At 38.4% G+C, this 15,637-nt stretch carries 15 protein-coding genes; 14 read left to right on the plus strand and 1 reads right to left on the minus strand.

Annotated elements, in window-relative coordinates; translation table 11 throughout:
* Positions 1-34: 34 nt before the first annotated feature.
* The 9 genes from paaB to paaZ all read left to right on the plus strand — a co-directional run bounded on the left by paaB (position 35) and on the right by paaZ (position 8,951).
* On the plus strand, positions 35-328 hold the full coding sequence (gene paaB / locus AC3RVG_RS10055; protein ID WP_489691335.1) for a 1,2-phenylacetyl-CoA epoxidase subunit PaaB: 294 nt from the start codon (positions 35-37) through the stop codon (positions 326-328).
* Between the two features lie 115 nt (positions 329-443).
* Positions 444-1,214 (plus strand): 1,2-phenylacetyl-CoA epoxidase subunit PaaC, encoded by a 771-nt coding sequence (gene paaC / locus AC3RVG_RS10060; protein ID WP_489691336.1) that lies wholly within the window; start codon positions 444-446, stop codon positions 1,212-1,214.
* A gap of 54 nt (positions 1,215-1,268) precedes the next feature.
* Positions 1,269-1,769, plus strand: coding sequence for a 1,2-phenylacetyl-CoA epoxidase subunit PaaD (gene paaD, locus AC3RVG_RS10065; protein ID WP_489691337.1), 501 nt, complete (start codon positions 1,269-1,271; stop codon positions 1,767-1,769).
* Between the two features lie 87 nt (positions 1,770-1,856).
* Positions 1,857-2,639, plus strand: coding sequence for an enoyl-CoA hydratase-related protein (locus tag AC3RVG_RS10070; protein ID WP_489691338.1), 783 nt, complete (start codon positions 1,857-1,859; stop codon positions 2,637-2,639).
* Positions 2,640-2,734: 95 nt separating this feature from the next.
* Positions 2,735-3,895: a 3-hydroxyacyl-CoA dehydrogenase NAD-binding domain-containing protein gene (locus AC3RVG_RS10075; protein WP_489691339.1), complete on the plus strand. Its 1,161-nt coding sequence runs from the start codon at positions 2,735-2,737 to the stop codon at positions 3,893-3,895.
* Positions 3,896-4,303 (plus strand): PaaI family thioesterase, encoded by a 408-nt coding sequence (locus tag AC3RVG_RS10080; RefSeq protein WP_489691340.1) that lies wholly within the window; start codon positions 3,896-3,898, stop codon positions 4,301-4,303.
* A gap of 34 nt (positions 4,304-4,337) precedes the next feature.
* Positions 4,338-5,195: a KPN_02809 family neutral zinc metallopeptidase gene (gene ypfJ, locus AC3RVG_RS10085; protein WP_489691341.1), complete on the plus strand. Its 858-nt coding sequence runs from the start codon at positions 4,338-4,340 to the stop codon at positions 5,193-5,195.
* Between the two features lie 4 nt (positions 5,196-5,199).
* Positions 5,200-6,408 carry a 3-oxoadipyl-CoA thiolase gene (gene pcaF, locus AC3RVG_RS10090; protein WP_489691599.1) on the plus strand — a complete coding sequence of 403 codons (1,209 nt, stop codon included), beginning with the start codon at positions 5,200-5,202 and terminating at the stop codon, positions 6,406-6,408.
* A 44-nt stretch (positions 6,409-6,452) separates the two neighbouring features.
* Positions 6,453-8,951, plus strand: a complete 2,499-nt coding sequence (paaZ, locus tag AC3RVG_RS10095) for a phenylacetic acid degradation bifunctional protein PaaZ (RefSeq protein ID WP_489691342.1) — start codon at positions 6,453-6,455, stop codon at positions 8,949-8,951.
* Between the two features lie 101 nt (positions 8,952-9,052).
* On the opposite strand, the gene AC3RVG_RS10100 is transcribed toward paaZ, so the two are convergent.
* Positions 9,053-10,024 carry a bile acid:sodium symporter family protein gene (locus tag AC3RVG_RS10100; protein ID WP_489691343.1) on the minus strand — a complete coding sequence of 324 codons (972 nt, stop codon included), beginning with the start codon at positions 10,022-10,024 and terminating at the stop codon, positions 9,053-9,055.
* Positions 10,025-10,346: 322 nt separating this feature from the next.
* Between AC3RVG_RS10100 and AC3RVG_RS10105 the strand changes: the two genes are divergently transcribed.
* From AC3RVG_RS10105 to AC3RVG_RS10125, 5 genes are all read left to right on the plus strand, one after another.
* Complete coding sequence (locus tag AC3RVG_RS10105; RefSeq protein ID WP_489691344.1) at positions 10,347-11,099, plus strand: enoyl-CoA hydratase/isomerase family protein; 753 nt, start codon at positions 10,347-10,349, stop codon at positions 11,097-11,099.
* A 90-nt stretch (positions 11,100-11,189) separates the two neighbouring features.
* A complete protein-coding gene (locus AC3RVG_RS10110; RefSeq protein WP_489691345.1) occupies positions 11,190-11,798 on the plus strand; it encodes an acyltransferase in 609 nt (202 codons plus the stop codon).
* Positions 11,799-11,861: 63 nt separating this feature from the next.
* Positions 11,862-12,074 carry a hypothetical protein gene (locus tag AC3RVG_RS10115; RefSeq protein WP_489691346.1) on the plus strand — a complete coding sequence of 71 codons (213 nt, stop codon included), beginning with the start codon at positions 11,862-11,864 and terminating at the stop codon, positions 12,072-12,074.
* A 20-nt stretch (positions 12,075-12,094) separates the two neighbouring features.
* A complete protein-coding gene (locus AC3RVG_RS10120) occupies positions 12,095-13,399 on the plus strand; it encodes a dihydrolipoamide acetyltransferase family protein (protein ID WP_489691347.1) in 1,305 nt (434 codons plus the stop codon).
* Positions 13,400-13,484: 85 nt separating this feature from the next.
* Positions 13,485-15,623: an alpha-ketoacid dehydrogenase subunit alpha/beta gene (locus AC3RVG_RS10125; RefSeq protein WP_489691348.1), complete on the plus strand. Its 2,139-nt coding sequence runs from the start codon at positions 13,485-13,487 to the stop codon at positions 15,621-15,623.
* Positions 15,624-15,637: the final 14 nt, after the last annotated feature.

The following is a 15,637-nucleotide window of genomic DNA, read 5'->3' on the forward strand; positions in this document are numbered from 1 at the left end:
GGTCTTAAGTCTTAATATTAAAAACTAATACCTTATGTCTAATAACAAAAAAAATTGGCCCCTTTGGGAAATATTTGTCCGCAGTAAAAACGGACTTGAGCACCGACACTTTGGAAGTCTTCACGCTGCCGATGCTGAAATGGCAATGGAAAATGCACGCGATGTTTATACACGTAGAAACGAAGGCGTAAGCATATGGGTTGTGGAAAGCACAAATATTACAGCTTCAAACCCAGAGCAAAATGGCGAAATGTTCGAACCAGCACAAGATAAAGTATATCGTCATCCAACATTTTACGATTTGCCGGATGAGGTGAAGCATATGTAACAAATTCCTGCGCAGGCAGGAATCTCAGTATATATTGTTCAATTTTTCCTCATTGGGTTAAAATAGTGCAACAATGATTTCTGCTAATTTTTATTAATGAAATACTAAGAAAATAATGGAATCTCAAGAAAAAAATTCCCGCCTTCACGGGAATTATATCCTAACAATCGCAGACAACTCCCTAATCCTCGCGCAGCGATTGGGCGAACTTTGCGGTCACGGCCCAAATTTGGAAACCGATATTGCATTAACAAATATTTCCTTGGATTTGCTTGGGCAAACGCGAAGCTATTATCAATATGCAGCGAAAGTTTCAGGCGAAGGTAAAACCGAGGATGATATCGCTTTTTTAAGAATTGAAAGAGAATACAAAAACTGTCTGTTAGTTGAACAGCCGAATACACATTTTGGTTTTGTAATCGGGCGTCAGTTTTTGTTTGATGTTTTCCATTTTATGTTAATGGAAAAACTTCAAAATAGTCTAGATGAAACTTTAGCTGCAATTGCAAAGAAGGGAATTAAAGAAGTGAGTTACCACAAGAGATTTTCTTCAGATTGGGTAAAACGTTTGGGTGATGGAACCGAAGAAAGCAACCAAAAAATGCAAGAAGCAATCAACGATCTTTGGCGATTTACTGACGAACTTTTCCATACAACCGAGGCTGAAAAAGCAATGGCAAAAGAAGGGGTTGGAATTGATGTTTCCACCTTCAAAGAAAAATATTACGAAGAAGTTTCCGAAGTTTTAAAAGAAGCAACGCTAACTGTTCCTGAAAATAAATATTTCACCAAAGGCGGAAAAGAAGGTATACATACAGAACATATGGGCTATATTTTGTCAGAATTGCAATATATGCAACGTACATATCCAAATATGACTTGGTAAAATTTAATGTCACCCTGAGCGCAGTCGAAGGGTTTTTAATTTATAAGAAGAATTTTGTTAACCAAAAAAGCACATATCGAATCCCACTTAATCCCAGTTCTGAAAACCGTTTCAGATCCGGAGATTCCTGTGCTTTCTGTTTTGGCTCTTGGTGTTATTCGGGAAGCAATTGAAAAAGAGGGCGTAATTCATATAAAATTAACTCCAACATATTCTGGTTGCCCAGCAATGGACGTAATTGCGGACGATTTAAAAGCTGCTTTTTTAGAAATAGGAAAAACCGCCGAAGTTGAATTGGTGCTTTCTCCCGCGTGGTCCACAGATTGGATCACGGAAGAAGGACTCCAAATGATGGAAGAATATGGTATTGCGCGTCCGTTATCTGAATCGCACAATATAGATGTTTTGTTGGGTGAAAAAAGGCTGGTTAAATGTCCGCAATGCCAAAGTACAAATACACATTTGGTGAGCCAATTTGGTTCCACGGCTTGCAAGGCACTTTTTAAATGCGATGATTGCCTAGAACCGTTTGATTATTTTAAATGCCTAAAATAAATTCCCGCGAAGGCGGGAATCTCATTGTTATAAAAAGATTTATAAATTGAAGTTATTATAAAAAATAGCAGTTTCGCAGACCTAAATATGAATAAAAGCATAACAACTCAAATAGAAAACAAAGTAGCAACACTAACGCTTAATCGCCTTGAGGTTTTCAATAGCTTCAACCGTGAAATGGCGTTATTGCTGCAAAGTGAATTGGACGCTTGTGAAAAAAATCCAGAAGTGCGAGCAATTGTAATCACTGGAAACGGTAAAGCGTTTTGTGCCGGACAGGATTTAAAGGAAGTTACTTCCCCAGAATTGAACCCAGGTTTTAAGAAAATTCTTGAAGAACATTACAATCCAATTATATCGAGAATTCGAAGTATCGAAAAACCGATAATTGGCGCTATCAATGGCGTTGCCGCCGGAGCAGGAGCAAATATTGCTTTAGCTTGTGACGTTGTAATTGCTTCAGAAAATGCTAGTTTTATTCAGGCTTTTAGTAAAATTGGTTTGGTTCCCGATAGTGCTGGGACTTTCTTTTTGCCACGATTAATCGGTTTTCAAAAAGCTTCGGCTTTAATGATGTTGGGTGATAAAGTTTCTGCCGTAGAAGCTGAAAAACTAGGTATGGTTTACAAAGTAGTTTCTTCAGAAAATTTTTCGGAAGAAGTAAATAATATTGCAAGCACAATGGCTAATATGCCTACGAAAGCGTTAGGATTAACAAAGCGATTGCTTAATCAATCGCTTCAGAATTCTTTGGAAGAACAGTTGAATATGGAAAGCAAACTTCAAATTGAAGCAGCCCAAAGTGAAGATTACGCAGAAGGCGTTGATGCGTTTGTAAATAAAAGAAAACCGAATTTTAAGGGGAACTAATTAATGTCACCTCGAGCGCAGTCGAGAGGTTAAAGAAAAATAATATTTAAAAATTCCTGCAAGGCTTTTAAAACTTTGCAGGATAAAATACAAATATGAAGATAGGAATAATAGGAGCAGGAACAATGGGCGCGGGCATAGCACAAGTAGCTGCCACGGCCGGATGTTTCGTAAAATTATACGACACCAAAACAGATGCTTTGGAAAAAGCTGAAGCAGATTTAAACAAAATAATGGATCGCTTGATTGAAAAAGGCAAAATCGATTCCGAAGAAAAACAGCGCATTCAGAACAATATCCAATACGTCAACACGCTAAAGGAATTGAAAGATTCTAATATGACTATTGAAGCGATTGTTGAAAATTTAGACATTAAAAAGAACGTGTTTTCTACACTTGAAAAGTTTGTGAGTGATGACTGCATAATTGCTTCAAATACTTCTTCTTTATCCATTGCTTCCATTGCTTCCTCATTGCAAAAACCTGAAAGATGCATTGGAATTCATTTTTTCAATCCTGCGCCTTTGATGAAATTGGTTGAGGTTATACCAGCAATTCAGACTTCGGAAGAGACATTAAATATTTCAATTAAAACAATTAAAGATTGGGGAAAAATGGTTGCCGTTGCAAAAGATACCCCGGGATTTATAGTAAACCGAGTTGCTCGTCCATTTTACGGAGAAGCCCTTCGAATTTACGAAGAAGGAATTGCTTCTTTTTCTGAAATAGATTCAGCGATGAAAGAGCTTGGTGGTTTCAGAATGGGCCCTTTCGAACTGATGGATTTTATAGGAAATGATGTGAATTATACGGTTACTGAAACCGTTTTTACAGCCTTTTATTTCGATCCACGCTACAAACCATCGTTCACACAAAAACGTTTCGCTGAAGCAGGTTATTTGGGGCGTAAAAGTGGAAAAGGTTATTACGATTATTCAATTAATGTCACCCCGAGCGCAGTCGAGGGGTCTTTGGCTTCTGAAAAAGCTGAACAAATTTTCAATCGAATCCTCGTAATGCTTATCAACGAAGCCGCCGACGCGCTTTTTTGGAATATCGCTTCCGCAGAAGATATAGACAACGCAATGACCAAAGGCGTTAATTACCCAAAAGGATTATTGGCTTGGGCAGACGAAAAGGGCATTGATTGGTGCATAAAGAAGATGGACGAACTTTACGATGAATATCGCGAAGACCGCTACAGATGTTCGCCTTTATTACGAAAGATGAGTCGTGAAAATAAAACCTTTTTTTAAATGCTTGATGCTGAAAAAATACCTGTAAAAATGTTAAGTCAAGATGCCTTCAGTTCTTGGCTCGGAATTGAGATTTTGGAAGTTAAAAAAGGAAGATGTAAGGTTGCGATGACTGTTCGCAAAGAAATGCTCAATAGCATGAACAAAGCCCACGGAGGCATTAGTTACAGTTTAGCGGATACGGCTTTTGGTTTTGCAGCAAACACTCACGGAAAGTTTGCCGTTTCCATTGAAACTTCAATAAATCATATTGAAGCATTGAACGAAGGCGATTATTTAACCGCAGAATCTGTAATTGAAAAAGTAGGCAATAAATTGGGTTTCAATATTGTTGAAGTAAAGCGTGGCGACGAGTTAGTTGCACTTTTTAAAGGCGTTGTTTATAGAACCAGTAAGGATTGGGAGTAATTCAAATTAAACCTAACTAATACATTTAAAAATTATGAAATGGCAGGGTAGAAGACAAAGCGGTAACTTAGACGATCGTCGTGGAATGAGCAAAGGCAAAATGGCCGCTGGTGGCGGAATTGTCGTTACTCTAATAGTACTAGCGTTAAACTTTTTTGGTGGTGAAACAGGACAACAACTTGCGCCTCTCGTTGAACAAATAGGGAATTCCCAGTCTATTCAGCAAACCGAACAAAGAGAGCTTACTGCCCAAGAAAAGGAAATGGGTAATTTTATGGCCACTGTTTTGGCTGATACCGAAGATGTTTGGAATAATATTTTTCAACAGAATAATATAGGTGAATATCAAGAGCCAACAATGGTTCTATTTACCGACGCGGTTAGCACTGGGTGCGGAAATGCGAGTTCATCTTCGGGACCATTTTACTGCCCTGCAGACCAAAAAGTATATATGGACTTAGCCTTTTTTGACGAATTGAAATCTCGCTTCGGCGCAAAAGGGGGCGATTTTGCCATAGCTTATGTAACTGCTCACGAAATAGGCCACCACGTACAAACATTACTGGGTACTTCCCAAAAAGTAACACAACTGCAACGCCAAAATAGGAGTGAAGCCAACAGATTATCAGTAGCGCTTGAACTTCAAGCTGATTTTTATGCGGGTGTTTGGGCCTATTACAACAAAAAATACTTGGAAGAAGGTGATATTGAGGAAGCTTTAAGTGCCGCAAATGCTGTTGGCGACGACGCTATTCAAAAAAGAACACGAGGCGATGTGGTGCCAGATAGTTTTACCCACGGTAGCTCCGAACAACGAATGAAATGGTTTATGAAAGGTTATAAAACTGGCGATATAAAACAGGGTGATACCTTTTCAGAAATATTAAATTAAAATGATGAAAAACGCATATATAATTGACGGAATTAGAACTCCAATCGGGAGTTACCAAGGAGCATTAAGCACAATAAGAACAGATGATTTAGCGGCTTTGGTAATTGCTGAAATAGTAAAACGAAATCCGAATATCCCCAAAGAAGCATATGATGATGTAATTCTTGGCTGTGCAAACCAGGCTGGTGAAGACAATAGAAATATTGCGCGAATGGCTTCCCTTTTAGCAGGTTTGCCAGTAACAGTTCCTGGTGAAACAGTAAACAGACTTTGCAGCAGCGGACTTTCAGCTATTATCCAGGCTAACCGAGCTATAAAAGCAGGCGATGGAGATTTATTTATTTCCGGTGGGGTTGAACACATGACGCGCGGACCATACGTGGTTGCCAAACCATCTTCAGCCTTTGGAACCGATGCTAAAATGTACGATTCAAGTTTTGGGTGGCGATTCGTAAACCCAAAAATGCAGGAAATGTATGGAACCGATGGCATGGGAAATACCGCTGAAAATCTAGTAGAGAAATATAATATTTCAAGAGAAGACCAAGATAAGTTTGCGCTTTGGAGTCAGCAAAAAGCTACCAAAGCCCAAGAAAACGGGAGATTGGCAAAAGAAATTCTTATTGTTGAAATTCCGCAACGCAAAAAAGATCCTATAAATTTCTCGAAAGATGAATTTGTAAAGCCAACAACATCCTTAGAGATTTTAGCAAAATTACGCCCAGCTTTTAAAAAGGAAGGTGGAAGCGTTACCGCAGGGAATTCTTCAGGGTTGAATGACGGAGCTGCGGCAACAATAATTGCTTCGGAAGCGGCAGTGAAAAAATACAATCTCAAGCCATTAGCAAGAATCGTAAGTTCGGCTGTGGTTGGAGTAGAACCAAGAATTATGGGGATTGGCCCAGTGGAAGCTGCAAATAAAGCCTTGAAAAAAGCAGGCCTAACCATGGACGATATGGACGTAATCGAGCTTAACGAAGCGTTCGCAGCACAGGCATTAGCTTGCACTCGTGCCTGGGGGTTAAAGGACGATGATCCAAGATTAAACCCGAATGGAGGCGCTATTGCTATTGGGCATCCACTTGGAGTTACAGGAACTAGAACCACATATTCAGCGGCCTTAGAGTTAAAAGAACAAAATAAGCGTTATGCTTTGGTAACAATGTGTATTGGCGTTGGGCAAGGGTATGCGGCTATAATCGAGCGAGTTTAAAAGGTTGTTTTGCCACTTAAACGTGGATTAATTAAAAATACAAAATGAAAAAACTACATAATTACGTTACAGGACAATGGATTACTGGTAAAGGTGAAGGCGTGCCAATGCACGATGCAATTACTGGAGAAATCGTTGCGCTTTCAGATACAGAAGGATTAGATTTTGCTGAAATCCTTCAATACGGAAGAACAAAAGGTGGCGAAGTTCTTCGGAAAATGACCTTTCAGGAACGCGGAAATATGCTGAAATCCTTAGCACTTTATCTAGTTAAAAAGAAGGCCGATTTTTATGAAATTAGCTACCGAACCGGCGCAACAAAAGTTGATAGCTGGATAGATATTGAAGGTGGTTTCGGGAATTTATTTGCCAATGCTTCCCTTCGGAAATTATTTCCAAATCAGTCCTACCACGTTGAAGGCGATCCAATAGATCTTTCACGCGGTGGCCGTTTTATGGCGCATCATATTATGGTTCCAAAACGTGGGGTTGCAATTCATATAAACGCATTTAATTTCCCTGTTTGGGGAATGTTGGAAAAGTGTGCAGTAAATTGGATGGCGGGTGTCCCTGCCGTTGTAAAACCTGCAACAAATACGTCATTTTTAACTGAAGCCGTAGTGCGTGAAATTATTGCTTCCGGAATTTTACCAGAAGGTGCATTGCAGCTAATTACTGGTTCTGCAAGAACAATCCTAGACGGAGTAGAATCGCAGGATGTGGTTACGTTCACAGGTTCTGCCACTACAGGTAAAATGCTGAAGGCACATAAAAAAATTATCGAAGAATCTGTTCCATTTACGATGGAAGCCGATTCACTTAATGCTTCAATTTTAGGTGAGGATGCCGTTCCGGGAACTCTGGAATTTGATCTCTTTATTAAAGAAGTAAGAAATGAAATGACGGTAAAATGTGGGCAAAAATGTACTGCTATCCGCCGTATAATTGTTCCGCAAAACTTAGTTGAAGATGTGCAAATTGCCCTTGGTAATGCGCTTTCAAAAGTAACAATTGGCGACCCGCGATTAAAAGAAGTGCGAATGGGTTCATTGGTGAGTTTAGATCAAGTGCAAGAAGTTAGAGAACGCGTGCAAGAATTGTCCAAAACTGCAACTATTGTTTATGGCGATTTAGATAAAATTGACGTCATAGGTGCCGATGCCAAAAAAGGAGCTTTTTTGGCTCCAATTTTACTCAGAGAAGATAATCCGTTTAAAAATCTAGCGGTTCATGAAACTGAAGCTTTTGGCCCAGTGAGTACCATTATGCCATATAAAAATTTAGACGAAGCAATCACTTTAGCCCAAATGGGGAAAGGCTCGTTAGTTTCTTCTATTGCCACAAATGATGATAAAATTGCGAAGGAGTATGTAATTAATGCTGCTTCCCACCACGGACGGATTTTAGTATTAAACCGCGAAAGTGCCAAAGAAAGCACAGGTCATGGTTCGCCACTTCCGTATTTAGTTCACGGTGGTCCTGGACGTGCAGGTGGCGGTGAAGAAATGGGCGGAGTGCGAGGTATAAAACATTATATGCAACGTACAGCCATTCAAGGTTCACCAACTACTTTAACCGAAATTACAGGTATTTATCAGGCAAACGCAAAATATAAAGAAGCCGATCAACATCCTTTTAAATATCACTGGGAAGACATCGAGCCCGGAATGTCGCTAAAAACGCACAATCGCACCCTAACAGATACCGATATTATAAATTTCGCCAATCTAACTTGGGATCATTTTTATGCACATACCGATATTACTTCTTTAGACGGAAGTATTTTCGAAAAGCGAACTGCCCACGGTTATTTCATTATTGCAGCCGCAGCGGGATTATTTGTTTATCCAAATAAAGGCCCAGTTGCTGCAAATTACGGTTTGGAAGATTGTCGTTTTTTACGTCCGCTGTATCACAACGATACTATTTATGTACGTTTAACGTGTAAGCAAAAAGTAGATCGCGATGTTGCTTCCGCAGAACATCCAAGCGGAATTGTAAAATGGTTTGTGGAGGTTTTTGATGCTGAAGATGAGTTGGTGGCGGTTGCAACAATTTTGACAATGGTTCAAAAGAAACAGGAGACTTTTGTTGAAATGACCGATGAAAATATTCAGGAATCTTTGAACAAGCTATCCGAAGAAACCAAGCCAAAATGGGGCATTATGACACCTCAGCATATGTTGGAACATATGGAATACACTTATAAAATTGCTTCAGGAAAAATTCAAGATTTTGAAGTTGCAACGCCTGAAAAGATATTGGAGAAAGTTCACGCAAGTCTTTACAACTATGAAAAATTTCCCCATAATTCAAATTTTCCACAGTTGGAAAAAGGTAAATTAGGAACATTAAATCATCCAGATTTGGATACTGCGAAAATTAAATTTCTTGAAGAAAGAGAAGCCTATAAAACCTATTTCAAGGAAAATCCAGAAACCAAATTAAACAATATGGTCTTCGGAGAGTTGAATAAATACGAATGGTATTTGATGGAAAGAAAACATCTTAATCATCATTTTGAACAATTCGGTCTTATATAAAGTTGAACTTTTTAAATAAACAAAAACAGCCCACGAAAGTCGGGCTGTTTTTGTTTTTCGTACTAAGCTTAAATATAGGCTTAGAACCGAAAGTGCTGCATTTATAACTGTTCTTTGCCTTTTTTAGTAGCAATTACACTAATAACTAAAATCTGAAACGCGTGATAAATCATCAAGGGTAAAAGCATAATACCAATGATGTTAGTGTGGCCAAATAATGCTTCGGAAAAAACCGTTCCGTGAACCAAGGATTTTTTAGTTCCGCAAAATTGATTGGTAATTCTATCGGCGTGATTAAATTTAAAAACCTTCCCCAACCACCCAGTAAGTGAGTAAACAATAAAAAACAATAGTAGAACGGCCGCAATCATAATTAGCATTTCAGGCAGGCTAATAATAGTAAAAATTTTATCTTCAAAAGAATGTACAAAGCTTTTGTAAATAATTAATAGGATGATAAATCTATCAAATAAGTTTAATGGGCGTTTATGTTTTTGTGCCCAAGTTCCAAGATATTTTCGCAGTAAAAGTCCGAGTATTAAAGGAATTACAATTTCTGTGATTAGTTGTAAGTAGATTGTAGAAAAATCGAAAGCCACATCAGTTTGTTTTATAAACGGCATCATCCACAACGGGGTTAAAATAATTCCTATTATCCCAGAGATACTCGCATTAAAAATAGCTGCGGGTAAGTTTCCTTTGGCCATAGAAACCATCACCACAGAAGACGATACGGTAGATGGCAAGGCGGCCATAAATAAAAAAGCCAGCCATAGAAGCTCATACTGTGTGTCTTTAAACAGCGGAAAAAATGGCAGAATAAGAAGTGGAAATAATATGAAAGTAGAACTTTGTACTGTAAGATGTAATTTCCAGTTTTTAAGACCGTTTTTTATGGCTTCGGAATTTAGACTCAAACCATAAATGAAGAAGATAAGAGAAATTCCAATACTGCTAATTAAATTCATCGGCACTGGACTATCTGATGCTCCCAACTGTGGAAAAACGTAAGCAATAGCGATGCTTATTACAATGGCAATAACAAATGAATCTACCTTGAGTTTCTTCAGCATGGAAGTTTTTTTTGGCAAAGATATGCGTGCTGAAACATTTTGAGAGGTAGAATGGAAATAAAGTGATTCAAACAATAAAACTTCTCGAGAATTCATCCAACCGTTTTCACCGAAATATTATGAAAATAATCAAGTTTATAAAAGCTGCAATTGACTACTATAATTACAAAAAGTTGGTTTATTTTGTAAAATGATACTTAGCAATGCCAAAAGCGGTAATACCTGAAAAATTGTTTGGTTAAAGTAGCCAAATCAAAGGGAAAAGTCTTTAAAAATGAATAAATTGTAACCAAATGAAAACGAGCGTAAAGCGCGAATAAATATGAACGAAGCATACGTAAAACAAAACACACAAAACGGCATTTCAACCGTCGAATTCTTCCACCCAGCGCACAATAGTTTGCCAGGAGATTTGCTGGCTGAACTCGCAGATACAATAACCGAAGCAGGAAATAATGACGACATAAAAGTTATAATTCTAAAAAGTGGCGGCGACAGAACATTCTGCGCAGGCGCAAGTTTTAACGAATTGATAAATATAAACGATGCCGAAACTGGAAAAATATTTTTCAGCGGTTTCGCCAATGTCATTAATGCAATGCGAAAATGTCCCAAATTTATCATCGGCAGAATTCAAGGAAAAACTGTTGGCGGCGGCGTTGGTGTTGCTTCGGCGACAGATTATTGTTTTGCAACAAAATTTTCAGCAATTAAATTGAGTGAATTGAATGTTGGAATCGGTCCGTTTGTGGTTGGTCCCGCTGTAGAGCGCAAATTAGGCCTGAGTGCAATGAGCCAAATAGCAATTGATGCCAATACTTTTTACACTGCAGAGTGGGCGCTAAATAAAGGATTATACAATCAACTTTTTGATAGTATTGAAACAATGGATGCTGCTATAAATTCTTTTGCAGAGAATCTTTGCAATTACAACCCCGAAGCGATGAAAGAAATGAAAAAAGTATTTTGGAGTGGCACCGAAGATTGGGACGACTTGCTTGCTAAAAGAGCAGTAATTTCGGGCAGATTGGTGCTTTCAGAATTTACGAAGGAAACATTAAAACGATTTGAATAAAATATAATTAACGATTGCAGGTTAACGATTTTTGATTTAAAGATTCTGAAATCAAAAATCGTTAATCGACAATCAACAATCTTAAATATTTTGATTTACAGTTTTAAAGGTCATATTCCAGTTATTCACGAATCTAGTTTCGTTCACCCTTTGGCGGCCGTAACGGGCAATGTTATTATTGGGAAAAATTGCTATATCGGTCCAGGTGCTGCAATTCGCGGCGATTGGGGCGAGATTATTTTAGAAGACGGCGTAAATGTGCAGGAAAACTGTACGGTACATATGTTTCCAGGTAAAAGTATTGTGTTGAAAGAAAGTGCGCACGTGGGTCACGGCGCAATAATTCACGGCGCAAATTTGGGTAGAAATTGCCTTATTGGAATGAACAGCGTAATTATGGACGATGCCGAAATTGGCGACGAATGTATAGTTGGCGCAATGAGTTTTGTAAAAGCTACAGAGAAATTTCCGAAGCGAAAACTGATTGTTGGTAATCCAGCAAAGGCAATTAAAGATATTAGTGATGACATGATTGCTTGGAAAACAGCTGGCACGAGATTGTATCAGCAGTTGCCTGCGAACTGTCATGAGAGTTTGAAAGAAGTTGAACCATTGCGCGAAATACCTGTGGATAGGCCAATACAGGAGGATTTTTATAAGACGCTAAATGAATTCAAGGAAAAGAATACTAAGCTTTAGCCAAAAAGAATTTTAATCGATTGAAGGTAGATTACATTTATTCTGAATTTAAAACCACAGATTATGAAAACTTTATTTCGATTATTCTTTTTATCTCTTTTCACAGCTGGTATATTGTCTTCTTGTACCGTGCATCACCATCGCGCTACAAAATCACATAAATCATCACCTGGTCAAGTTAAAAAATTTACAGGGTCTAAAAGTGCAAAACCGTATGCCCCTGGACAGAATAAAAATAAAAATAAAAAGAAGAAAAAATATAAACACCTTCCATAGTGTGAAGGGTAAATTTATTTATGAATAAAACCAATTTCAAAATGCCCAAAATGGGCGAAAGCATAACCGAGGGAACTATCATTGAATGGCACGTAAAAGTAGGCGATTCTTTTGAAGAAGGCGATATCCTTTTGGAAGTAGCCACAGATAAAGTTGATAATGAAGTGCCGGCTCCTGCTGCGGGAACGATGCTGGAACATAAATTCAGCGATGGGGATGTTGTTCCAATTGGCGAAGTGATTGCTATTTTGGATATTTCAGAAGGTGGTAATTCAGAAAAAACTGCTTTAAAAACTTCAAAAACCCCAATTTCACCTTCTAAAGATAAGGTTACTGAGCGTAGTAAAAGTACAACTTCAATTCCCCCATCAGGGGCTAAGGGGACTTCCTTCAAAGTAAATGAAAATATTTTTATATCCCCCTTAGTTGATGCGATTGCACGTAAAAACCACATTAGTTACGAAGAGCTCGCTCGAATTTCCGGAACAGGAAAAGATGGCCGATTGCGTAAAAGCGATGTTTCAGAATACATAGAAAGTGGACGCCCTTTTAAATTTGCGCAAGCCGTTCCCGAAGCTTCAGGCTTTCAGGTTCCTGATTTAAAATTCGACAAAGGCAAAGGTAAGATTGTGGAAATGGACCGTATGCGACGAATGATTGCAGACCACATGGTTTATAGTAAACACACTTCGCCACACGTTACCGCCTATGTGGAAGCAGATTTGACGGATATGGCTAATTGGCGCAACAAAAATAAAATCGCTTTTCAGAAAAAACACAATGAAAAACTCACGTTTACGCCACTTTTCATCGAATGTGTTGCAAAGGCAATTACAGATTTCCCAATGATTAATTCCACGCTTGATGGAACAAGTATTATTGTAAAAGACGAAATAAATATAGGGATGGCAACTGCGCTTCCGTCGGGAAATTTAATTGTTCCTGTAGTGAGAAATGCCGACAAAAAGAATTTAAAGGAATTGGCCGAAGCAACAAATATGCTTGTAGGAAAATCCCGCGACAACAAATTAACGGCTGACGATACTCGAGGTAGCACATTTACGATTAGCAATGTGGGAACTTTTGGAAGTTTAATGGGTACGCCAATAATCAATCAACCAGAAGCAGCAATTCTCGCAACCGGAATCATAAAAAAACGTGCCGAAGTAATGGAACGTGAAGATGGCGATACCATTGAGATTAGACAGATGATGTACCTTTCACTTTCCTTCGACCATAGAATTGTGGATGGATATTTGGCGGGTTCTTTTTTGAGGAGAATTGGTGATTATATGGAACAATTCGATTCCAATCGGAAAATTTAATTAAAAGACCTGACAGGTTTTTAAAACCTTTCAGGTCTGAGCATTAGTCGCGATTCAAATGTTTCGTGATTCAAATAATTAAACAATGAATAAAGATATATTAGAAAATGCCTTCAAAACCTTAGTCACAGCAAAAGCGATGACCGAGATTTATGAAGAAAATTTCAAAACCGTTTCAAAATACGTACACGCTACTTCGCGTGGTCACGAAGTAATACAAATTGTGGTTGGCATGCAGTTATTGCCACAAGATTATGTATTTCCATATTATAGAGATGACTCCATTTTGCTTTCTATTGGGATGACACCTTATGAATTAATGCTTCAGGTTTTGGCAAAAAAGGACGATCCTTTTTCGGCAGGAAGAACGTATTATTCGCATCCAAGCTTGAAAGATGATGATAAACCAAAAATTCCGCACCAAAGTTCTGCCACAGGAATGCAAGCTATTCCAGCTACTGGTGTTGCCTTAGGTTTTCATTACCGAGAAGGCGGTAATCTCTTTGACGAGGAACAACACTCAAATGATTCAAAAACTAAAAATGCAAAGAAATCGGAAAGTCATTATGATTCGTCGGTTCATTCAGCAGAGTCCCTTAAACGCGGGAATGCACCTATTGTAGTTTGCAGTCTAGGTGATGCTTCCGTTACCGAGGGCGAAATTGCTGAAGCTTTCCAAATGGCTGTTTTAAAGAAATTGCCAATTCTCTATTTAGTGCAGGACAACGGCTGGGATATTTCGGCAAATGCAGAAGAAACCCGAGCTCAAGACGCATTTGAATATGCCAAAGGTTTTAAAGGATTGGAAGCAATATCTATCGATGGAACTGATTTTGAAGAAAGTTATAACACCATTCAAAATGTAATTTCAAAAATTCGAACTGAAAGAAGACCGTTTTTGGTACACGCCAAAGTTCCGTTATTAAATCACCACACCTCTGGAGTTAGGATGGAGTTTTATCGCGATGATTTGGACGAAGCTAAAAGTCGGGATCCGTATCCGAAGTTAAAACAGCTTTTATCTAATAATGGTTTTTTAGCAAAAGAACTTTCAGATATTGAAAATGCTGCAAAAAAGGAAGTTGCCAAAAGTTTGGAAAAAGCTTTTAAAGCAGAAGATCCAAAACCAGAAGATTTATTTACCCACGATTTTGCACCAACCGAAATCACCGAAGAAGAAGGTGAACGCTCCCCAAAAGGAGGCGAAAAAGTTGTGATGGTAGATTGCGCTTTATTCGCTATTGAAGAGTTAATGACCAAGCACAAAGAATGTTTACTTTATGGTCAAGATGTAGGCGGACGCCTGGGTGGAGTTTTTCGCGAAGCCGCAACTTTGGCACAAAAATTTGGCGATAACCGTGTATTTAATACGCCAATCCAAGAAGCATTTATTGTTGGTAGCACCGTTGGAATGAGCGCTGTAGGTTTAAAACCAATAGTTGAAGTTCAGTTTGCAGATTACATCTGGCCTGGCCTAAATCAGCTTTTTACTGAAGTAAGCCGAAGCTGTTATCTTTCAAACGGAAAATGGCCGGTGTCTATGGTTTTGCGTGTTCCTATTGGTGCTTACGGCAGCGGTGGGCCTTATCATTCTTCTTCCGTAGAAAGTATTATTACAAATATTAGAGGTTTAAAAATTGCTTATCCAAGTAATGGAGCCGATTTAAAAGGATTGTTGAAAGCGGCTTATTACGACCCAAATCCCGTTGTGATTTTTGAACACAAAGGTTTATATTGGAGCAAGGTAAAAGGCACCAAAGGCGCTACTTCATTAATGCCTGCGGAAGATTATATTTTGCCTTTCGGAAAAGCTTGGGTTTTACAAGAAATTTGGAAAAAAGAAGAGGAGGAAACTCTTTCAATTATAACTTATGGAATGGGCGTACATTGGGCAATGAACGCTTCCGAAGAGCTTGGAATGCAGGATAAAATTGAAGTTGTGGATTTAAGAACACTTCACCCATTAGATTATGAAACGGTTTTTAAATCGGTTAAAAAATGTGGAAAATGTTTGGTTGTAACTGAAGAACCTTCGGAAAATGGTTTTAGTAGAAGTTTACAGGGAAGAATTCAAGAGGAGTGTTTTCAACAATTAGATGCACCTGTAATGTTAATTGGTTCAGAAAATATGCCTGCAATTCCATTGAATTCAATTTTGGAAGAAACGATGATTCCTTCCACCGAAAAAGTGAAGAAGAAAATACTTGAAATACTTAACTATTAATTGCTAGTGGCTAA

Source organism: Aequorivita sp. IT1282, from assembly GCF_058068205.1.

Bases quoted from the DNA above. Each gene is read 5' to 3' on its own strand.
- paaC (WP_489691336.1), top strand. From the start codon at position 444: ATGGAATCTCAAGAAAAAAATTCCCGCCTTCACGGGAATTATATCCTA.
- AC3RVG_RS10075 (WP_489691339.1), top strand. From the start codon at position 2,735: ATGAAGATAGGAATAATAGGAGCAGGAACAATGGGCGCGGGCATAGCA.
- AC3RVG_RS10115 (WP_489691346.1), top strand. From the start codon at position 11,862: ATGAAAACTTTATTTCGATTATTCTTTTTATCTCTTTTCACAGCTGGT.
- AC3RVG_RS10120 (WP_489691347.1), top strand. From the start codon at position 12,095: ATGAATAAAACCAATTTCAAAATGCCCAAAATGGGCGAAAGCATAACC.
- AC3RVG_RS10100 (WP_489691343.1), bottom strand. From the start codon at position 10,024: ATGCTGAAGAAACTCAAGGTAGATTCATTTGTTATTGCCATTGTAATA.
- paaB (WP_489691335.1), top strand. From the start codon at position 35: ATGTCTAATAACAAAAAAAATTGGCCCCTTTGGGAAATATTTGTCCGC.
- paaZ (WP_489691342.1), top strand. From the start codon at position 6,453: ATGAAAAAACTACATAATTACGTTACAGGACAATGGATTACTGGTAAA.
- AC3RVG_RS10080 (WP_489691340.1), top strand. From the start codon at position 3,896: ATGCTTGATGCTGAAAAAATACCTGTAAAAATGTTAAGTCAAGATGCC.
- AC3RVG_RS10105 (WP_489691344.1), top strand. From the start codon at position 10,347: ATGAACGAAGCATACGTAAAACAAAACACACAAAACGGCATTTCAACC.
- ypfJ (WP_489691341.1), top strand. From the start codon at position 4,338: ATGAAATGGCAGGGTAGAAGACAAAGCGGTAACTTAGACGATCGTCGT.
- pcaF (WP_489691599.1), top strand. From the start codon at position 5,200: ATGAAAAACGCATATATAATTGACGGAATTAGAACTCCAATCGGGAGT.
- AC3RVG_RS10070 (WP_489691338.1), top strand. From the start codon at position 1,857: ATGAATAAAAGCATAACAACTCAAATAGAAAACAAAGTAGCAACACTA.
- AC3RVG_RS10125 (WP_489691348.1), top strand. From the start codon at position 13,485: ATGAATAAAGATATATTAGAAAATGCCTTCAAAACCTTAGTCACAGCA.